We start from the raw sequence: 7,565 nt of genomic DNA on the forward strand, positions 1-7,565 counted from the left end.
ATGTCTTGAACGTTGCCTATCCGGCGCTCGCGTTGACCCTGGTGCGTTCGTTTCATGAGCATCGGCCAGCCGAGCGGCCCGAGCAGCGCTCGGTGCTGAACGACGCTGGCTGGTTCTGGCGGCTGCTGTTCCTCAACAACAATTATCACTTGGTCCATCACGATCTGCCGCACGTGCCTTGGTACGGTTTGCGGAAGCTGTACCTCGAAGAACGTGCTCGCTACGACGAACGCAGTGGCGGTTACTGTATCGCTGGCTATAGCGACTGGTTGCGGCGGCACGCTTTCTCGTCGGTCGAACACCCAGTGCATGAGCTCGCGCCCGCGACTTCGCTAGAGCAGGAATCTCGCGTGTGAGTTGGGTCGCTGCACTTCCGATGTATGCGCTCAGTCCAGAGTTGGTACGCGACTCGAACGCCATACTCAGAATCTTGATCGACGAGCAGCGACGCCGCGGCTGGCGGGAGGACGTGACGGTGCTGGCGCCAGAGAGCCTGCACTCTGGTCTTGAAGCCCACTGGACCTATCCCAACCTGTTCTTGTCACAAACTTGCGGCTATCCGTTGCTCACCAAGTTGGCGGATCAAGTCACGCTGCTCGCGACGCCTCACTACGATGCGCCGGGTTGCAGCGGACCCAACTACAGCAGCGCGCTGGTCGTCAATGCCGCGCAGGGGCCATCGACGTTAGCCGAGTGTGCAGGACGAGTCGCCGCTGTGAACACCTCGGACTCGAACAGCGGCATGAACATGTTTCGTCACAGCGTGGCGCCGCTGGCGAAGGAGGGGACGTTCTTCCGCAAGGTCATCGTCACCGGCTCGCATGTGGCTTCTTTGAAAGCGGTCGCGGATCTCACCGCAGACGTGGCGGCCATCGATGCCGTTACTTTGGAACTCGCCAGAGAACACTTTCCAGAGCTGGTGGCACAGGTTCGCGTAATCGGCTTCACGGCGCCGACGCCATCGTTGCCGCTCATCTGTTCGCGTCAGCTTCCGGAGGCAACGATCGCCGGACTCCGGGAAGACCTGCTGACACTCCCGGAACGGCACGCGCCGTTGCTGGCTCGATTGAAGATCGCGGCTTTCTCGTGGCTGCCGCTGGATCGCTACTCGCCCATTCTCGCAGCCGAACAGCAGGCACAGCTTCTCGGCTACGCTCAGCTACGCTGACCTGCTCGAAGTTAGTGCATCGCTAGCGGTGCTTCAAAGTAGTGCTCAGAACCAATCGCGATCTGTTCATAGCGTGTAACCAACCGCGGCTTGCACGGTCATCACGAATTCGCGATCCGGCGCGAGCAGTGACAACCATATAACCGGACATCGACTGATCTAGTGACCGTTACTTTCTTACAGTAGCGCCAACGAACAATAACTCGCCTCCAGCACGTTCCCTCGTGCTGATGGACTCGGATGATGGTCTTGGCATAGGCAATGAAGCTTCCGCCACGGCTTGCGGTTGCTGCCACGGACTACGGCAGACGTTCGCGCTTGGGCCGATTGAGCGTCACCGCATAGAGTCCGACGCAATCGCCCTCGATCCAGATTCAACCTCGATTTCGCGGAGCGATGCAATGTCAAACCAAACGCCTCAGCGTCCGGGCACGCTGATCGATACCGATTTGTCCGATCAAGCCTGGGCCGATTTGCTGTCGCCGGCGCGGCGGCAGTTCGTAACTCGCGCAGGGCTGGGCAGTGCTGCGTTGGTCGCCGCCGGTGCGGCTGGCCTGGCGCCAGCGGCATTCGCTCAATCGAGCGGTCAAACACCTGCAGCCGCAGGCACGCCGCCGCGCAAGCGCGAACCCGGCAAGAGTCCGTGGGGCTATGAAACTCTGAAGGAGCCGACCACGCGTCCTCTCAGCGTTCGGCCGGGCGAGAAGACTCTGCCGACCAAACCGCGTGCGTACACGGACATCAAGAGCTATCACGCACACATCTATTTCGACGAAGACAGTTACGAGAAGGCCGCGTTACTGCGCCGATGGTCCGGCGAACGTTTCCGTGTGGAGCTGGGTAACTGGAATCTCGAGCCGCGTGGTCCGCACGTGACGCCGTCGTTCTACTTCGGCTTCACCAACGATCTGTTGCCGATTCTGGTGCCCTGGCTGCAGTTGAATAGCCTGGGCCTGACCATCCTGTTGCATCCGAATACTGGCGACGGTCGCGCGGACCACTTGTATTACGCGCTCTGGGTGAATCGCTCGCAGCCAGTCAATGCATATAACTGGCCGAAGCCTGCGGATGGCGGGCCGGAACAGCTCGAGCAGATCTATCCAAACATCACGCCCACGGTCGCCATCGAGACCTGAGCGACACCTCGACCCACCAATTTTCTACTTGGCTATTTACTCAACAAGCACTCGTACCATGCGTAGTCGAACCCCTCGAAAAACCCATTCTGTGTTCCAGTGGCGAGCGCCGCTCGTGGCTGTGGCCATCGCTCAGGCTGTGGCGCCCGGGGTGTGCTCGGCGACGGATGCGGACGCGGGCGAGGCGGGCAGTGACTCAACCCTGCAAACCATTGTCGTCACGGCACAGAAGCGTTCCGAGAACATCCAGCGAGTGCCGTCCGCGGTGACCGCGTTGCTCGGCGCCGATATTCTCGACGACGAGTTGCGCAGTACCAAGGACATTGCCAAGGAAGTCCCCGGCGCGACGTCGTGGAATGCGGAGTCACGAGCCAGACCGCGATTCTTCATCCGTGGCGTGGGTTCGAACGAAGCCACCAACAATGCCGTGCAGCCGATCGGCATCTACGCCGACGAGGTCTACTACCTCAACAGTCTGTTCCTCGGTGGTCCGCTGTTCGATCTGGGTCGGGTCGAAGTGCTGCGTGGACCGCAGGGAACGTTGTGGGGCAAGAACACCACGGGTGGCGCTTACAACTTCGTGTCGAAGCAGCCTGAGTTCACCACCGATGGCTACGCCAAACTGGGCATCGGCAACTACGGCCAACGCTTGGTCGAAGCAGCGCTGGGCGGGCCGATCTATGACGACGTGCTCGCGCATCGATTCGCGGTTCACTACGACAAGCGGGGCGGCCTCGCGACCAATCGTGTGAATGGCGAAGAAGTCGGCACCATCGAGGACAAGGCAGCGCGCTACCTGCTGAAAGCACAAGTGACGCAGGACTTGACCGCAACGCTCAATCTGCATGCTCGCAGCTACAGCGGTGACTCGACGCCGACCTACGCCGTCACGCGACCGGGTGTCGCGGCTTATGACGGCTACGTATCGCCGTACGTCTCGAGCGGCGACCGCTCGGTGGTCGATTATGGCGGCGAATCGACGCCGACCGAGGTCGATACCGTCGGTGCCAATCTCAAGATCGAATACGCCTTTGGCGATTTGACCTTGACCTCGATCAGCGCCTTCGATTCCGGTGAGCGTTCTAGCGCCGTCAGCAACCTGGCGAATACACCGACGGTGCGTTCGTATTCGTACGGCACCAACGACAGCGATCAATGGAGCCAGGAACTGCGCTTGACCTCCGACCCCAGCGGGCGCATCAGCTGGATCGCGGGCGTCTACTTCTTCCGTGACGAGAATCACAACTACTCGGCGTCGGCGACCTTGTTGCCGGTGAGTGCTGCGACTCGTGCGCTCAACTACAGCGAGTACGAACAAGAGACCGAAAGCCGCGCGGCGTTCGGCAGCGTGACTGTGGACGTGACCGATCGCATCTCGATCACCGGCGGCTTGCGTTACACCGAAGAGACAGTCGGCATCGACCTCGACACCTATTCTTCGGTGCAAACCGTGAATGGCACGGTGCCTTTCACCAACAGCAACTGGTGGAGAGGCACGCAGTACGCGGGCTTGCCGCTGCAGTTGGTCGCCACCCAGCATCGCGAGAAGACCTGGGACAATCTTGGCTTCGATCTCACGCCGCAGTTTACGATCAGCGATACGCAGCTCGCGTATGTGCGAGTGGCGACCGGCTATCGTTCGGGTAACTACGCTGGTGGCGCCAGCTTGGGCTCGCCGCCGGTGGTGGTCGAACCGGAGAAACTGCTGGCGTACGAAGTGGGCTACAAGAGCAGCTGGTTCGACGATCGGCTGACGCTCAACGCGGCGGCCTATTACTACGACTACAAGGACATTCAGCTCACCGTCAATCGCATCATCGACGGCGTGTTCCGTTCGATTCTGTCGAACGCCGGCGAAGGCACGGTCAAGGGCATCGAGCTCGAGGCACGAGCGCAGATCACGCCGAACTTGAACGTCCACGGCAACATCAGCTCGCTACGCACGGAGTACACCGAGCTGGTGACGGGAACGACCAGCTATGCCGGTTACAACTTCGCGCGAGTGCCGGACGTGACGGGTTTGATCGGTGCCGACTACAACATCTCGTTGCCCGCCGGCCAACTCCGGTTCGGCGCCGATTGGGCCTACACCGGCGAACACAACTTCAACATCACCGACAACACCGATCCGTTCGTGGTGCAGAAGGGCTACTGGCTGGGCTCATTGCGTGCCTCGTACCAACTGCCTGGCGGCAAGTCGACCATCGGTGCTTACGTCAGCAACGTCACCGACAAGGACTACAAGGTGCAGGCGCAGTTGTATAGCAACGGCTTCTACCCGACCCGGTTGGGCGATCCGCGCACCTATGGATTGACCCTGACCAATCGGTTCTGACGCTATCTATCCTCGGAGTTCCCATGAGTGGTTTGAGTCGTCGTTCGTTGTTTTACGGCGGCGCTGCTATCGCAGCGTCGGCGGGTTTGAAGTCGTCGCTGGTCTGGTCTGCCGATGCGGCGAAGGCTGCGACCGCGCCCGGTGCCAAAGAAGAAATCTTTCTAGGCGCCAATGAATATCCAGACGGTCCCGGCGAAGCCGCGCGTCGTGCCGTAGCCGCGATCATTCCGAAAGGCGGCCGCTATCTGGACAGCCTGACCGTGGATCTGGTCAAGCTGTTCGCCAGCAAGCTCGGCGTCGCGCCGGATCACGTCACTGCGTATGCCGGCTCGTTCATGCCGCTGAACTGGACGTCGCTGGCGTTCACTTCGCCGACGGCGGGTTTGGTTGCAGCCGATCCCACGTTTACCGTTGGTGTTCGACGCGCGCAGCTCATCGGCACGCCGCTGCACCTGTCGCCACTGCGGAGCGACTACACGCACGACACGGAAGCGTTGACTCGTGAAGCCCATGAGAAGAAGGCCGGATTGCTCTATATCTGTAATCCGAACAATCCCACCGGCACTGTGACATCGCGTGCTGATATCGAAGCCGTGATTCGCAACAAGCCCAAGGACACCGTGGTGGTGGTCGATGAGGCGTACATCGACTTTACCGATGAGCGCAGCGTCGTCGACTTGGTTGCGTCCGGAGCCGACGTGGTGGTGCTCCGAAGCTTCTCCAAGATTCATGGATTGGCCGGGCTGCGGTTGGGCTTCGCCATCGCGCGCCCGGATTTGCTCGCACGTCTGAATCGATTCGGCCATAGCCCGTTGCCGGTGACGGCTGTCACGGCGGGCATTGCGAGCTTGGAAGATACGGCGTTGGTGCCGACTCGAAAGGCAGCGACCGCACGCAGCCGAGCGGACCTCGTGGCGTGGCTCAAGAACAAGGGTTACACCACGTCGCCGTCGGACGCGAGTTTCTTCCTGATCGATGTGAAACGCCCCGGCAACGATTTCGTCACTGCGTTCAAGTCGCGCGGCATTCACGTCGGGCGCGTGTGGCAACCGTACGCGACCGCGTTCCGAGTGACGCTGGGCACTCCGGCAGAGTTGGCGGTCTTCAAGCAGGCATTCACCTCGATCGAACAGGAGCTGAAGTCGGTGCCGGTGCAGTCCGCGCACGTCATCGGCGACGATCACAGTGAATGGGGTCACGTCTGCTAACACCGCGTGGCGGTGCTGGACTGAACTCGAGAATGATCGCCGCTGTTTTGACGACGATGTTGTTTGCTGTGTCGGCGATCTCCAGTTCGCGCGCTGCGCGCCTGATGGGGCCAATCGATGCCAGCTTCGTGCGCTTGGCAATTGCCACGACGTTGCTGGCTCTTTACGCGTTCAACTTCGGCCAAGGATTGGCCGGCCCGGGCTTGGCGTTCTTTCTGTTGAGCGGCTTGATCGGCTTTGGTGTGGGCGACAACGCGCTGTTCTACGCTTACCAGAAGCTCGGTGCGCGTCTGGCGATTCTGTTGGCGCAATGTTTGGCTGTGCCGTTCGCCGCGGTGACCGAATGGCTGTGGCTGGGCACGGTGCTGACCGAGCAGATTCCATGGATGCTGTTGATCCTGGCAGGGGTGTGTCTGGCACTGCTGCCGCCGAAGAAACAGCAGCTGCTGAGCGCGCTGTCGTGGTCAGGAATCGCGTTTGGCGTGGTCGCAGCGCTGGCACAGGGATGGGGCGCGGTGTTGAGTCGCAAGGCCATCTCGATCAACGAGGCGGCGCTGTTTCATGTCGACGGCGCCACCGCAAGTTTCCAACGCATCGTGGCGGGCGTGGTGATTTCAGCGTGCCTGCTGTGGTTTCTGAAGACGCGCCGGAATTCCGTGTCGGTGTTGGCGGCGGTGAGCGCACCGCGGCCAGCGCGATTACCCATGGCGACACTGTGCCTGGCCAACGCCATTTCCGGGCCGGTACTCGGCGTCAGTTGTTATCAATGGGCGCTTGCCTCGGCACCGAGCGCTGTGGTGCTGGCCATCGTGGCCACGACACCGATCGTCGTGCTGCCACTCGCCTGGTTGTTAGAGAACGATCGTCCCACTCGCGTGTCGATGCTGGGATCGTTCATCGCCATCGCAGGCATCGTGGGGTTGTTGAGCCGATGAATCTGAAGCATTGCACCTGGGCGGTAAGGTTGTTGGCTGGGTTGTTGTTGCCGCTGTGTGCACAGTCGGCACCGGCACCGCCGCCAGCTTCGGCGATCTTCATCGGTAACAGCTTTTTCTATTACAACAACGGCATCAACGAGCATCTGCTCAAGCTGGTGCGTGCCGCTCAACCCGATTCGAAGTTTCGGGTCACGCTAGTGGCAATCAGCGGCTCCGGCGCTGACTGGCACGATGTCGAATCCTATTTCCGGCCCAAGGCGCTGGCCCAGTATGCGTTCGACGCCAATAACACGCTGGTGTTCAACGATCTGACCCGGCTGTTCGACGTCGCCGTGCTGATGGATTGCAGTCAATGCCCGGTGCATCCACAGCTCAAGGACGTGTTCCATACCTCGATCAAGAAACACAGCGCCACGATACGGAAACACGGCGCGACACCGGTGTTGTTCATGTCCTGGGCATATCAAGACAAGCCGGAGATGACGCAGGGACTCGCCGACGCGTACACCCGTGCGGGCATCGAGAACGATGCAGTCGTGATTCCCGCAGGGCTGGCTTTTGCCAACGCGATCACGCGGTCCCCAGACTTATCTTTGTATGCGCCTGACAAGCGCCATCCGAGTTTGGCCGGAACCTACCTCGCTGCATGCACCGCCTATGCGACGCTGTTCGGCACATCGCCGGTCGGTTCGAGCTATCGAGCCGGCCTGGATGCGACGAGCGCGGCGCTGCTGCAAACGGTGGCTTGGGAGACCGTCCAAGCCTATGGCCGAACCGTGC

General features: G+C 60.9%; 7 protein-coding genes. All 7 read left to right on the forward strand.

Annotated features, from left to right (window positions below; all coding sequences use genetic code 11):
- A partial coding sequence (locus JNL55_RS24965) for a fatty acid desaturase (protein WP_293860681.1) occupies positions 1–356 on the forward strand: 356 nt, incomplete at its 5' end.
- Positions 353–1,168 carry a phosphate/phosphite/phosphonate ABC transporter substrate-binding protein gene (locus JNL55_RS24970; RefSeq protein WP_293860684.1) on the forward strand — a complete coding sequence of 272 codons (816 nt, stop codon included), beginning with the start codon at positions 353–355 and terminating at the stop codon, positions 1,166–1,168. The genes JNL55_RS24965 and JNL55_RS24970, both read left to right, overlap by 4 nt.
- Positions 1,169–1,569: 401 nt before the next feature.
- Positions 1,570–2,304: a DOPA 4,5-dioxygenase family protein gene (locus JNL55_RS24975; RefSeq protein WP_293860687.1), complete on the forward strand. Its 735-nt coding sequence runs from the start codon at positions 1,570–1,572 to the stop codon at positions 2,302–2,304.
- Positions 2,305–2,419: 115 nt separating this feature from the next.
- Entirely contained in the window at positions 2,420–4,639 is a 2,220-nt protein-coding gene (locus tag JNL55_RS24980) for a TonB-dependent receptor (protein ID WP_293860690.1), read from the forward strand.
- 23 nt (positions 4,640–4,662) lie between these two features.
- The gene (locus tag JNL55_RS24985) at positions 4,663–5,847 is read left to right on the forward strand and encodes a pyridoxal phosphate-dependent aminotransferase (RefSeq protein ID WP_293860693.1); all 1,185 of its coding nucleotides are present in this window, start codon (positions 4,663–4,665) and stop codon (positions 5,845–5,847) included.
- A 32-nt stretch (positions 5,848–5,879) separates the two neighbouring features.
- Complete coding sequence (locus JNL55_RS24990) at positions 5,880–6,782, forward strand: DMT family transporter (protein WP_293860696.1); 903 nt, start codon at positions 5,880–5,882, stop codon at positions 6,780–6,782.
- The coding region (locus tag JNL55_RS24995; RefSeq protein ID WP_293860699.1) for a DUF4886 domain-containing protein at positions 6,779–7,565 on the forward strand (787 nt) is incomplete at its 3' end. The genes JNL55_RS24990 and JNL55_RS24995, both read left to right, overlap by 4 nt.

Origin of the sequence: Steroidobacter sp., assembly GCF_016790065.1 — a bacterium.
Lineage (GTDB): Bacteria > Pseudomonadota > Gammaproteobacteria > Steroidobacterales > Steroidobacteraceae > Steroidobacter.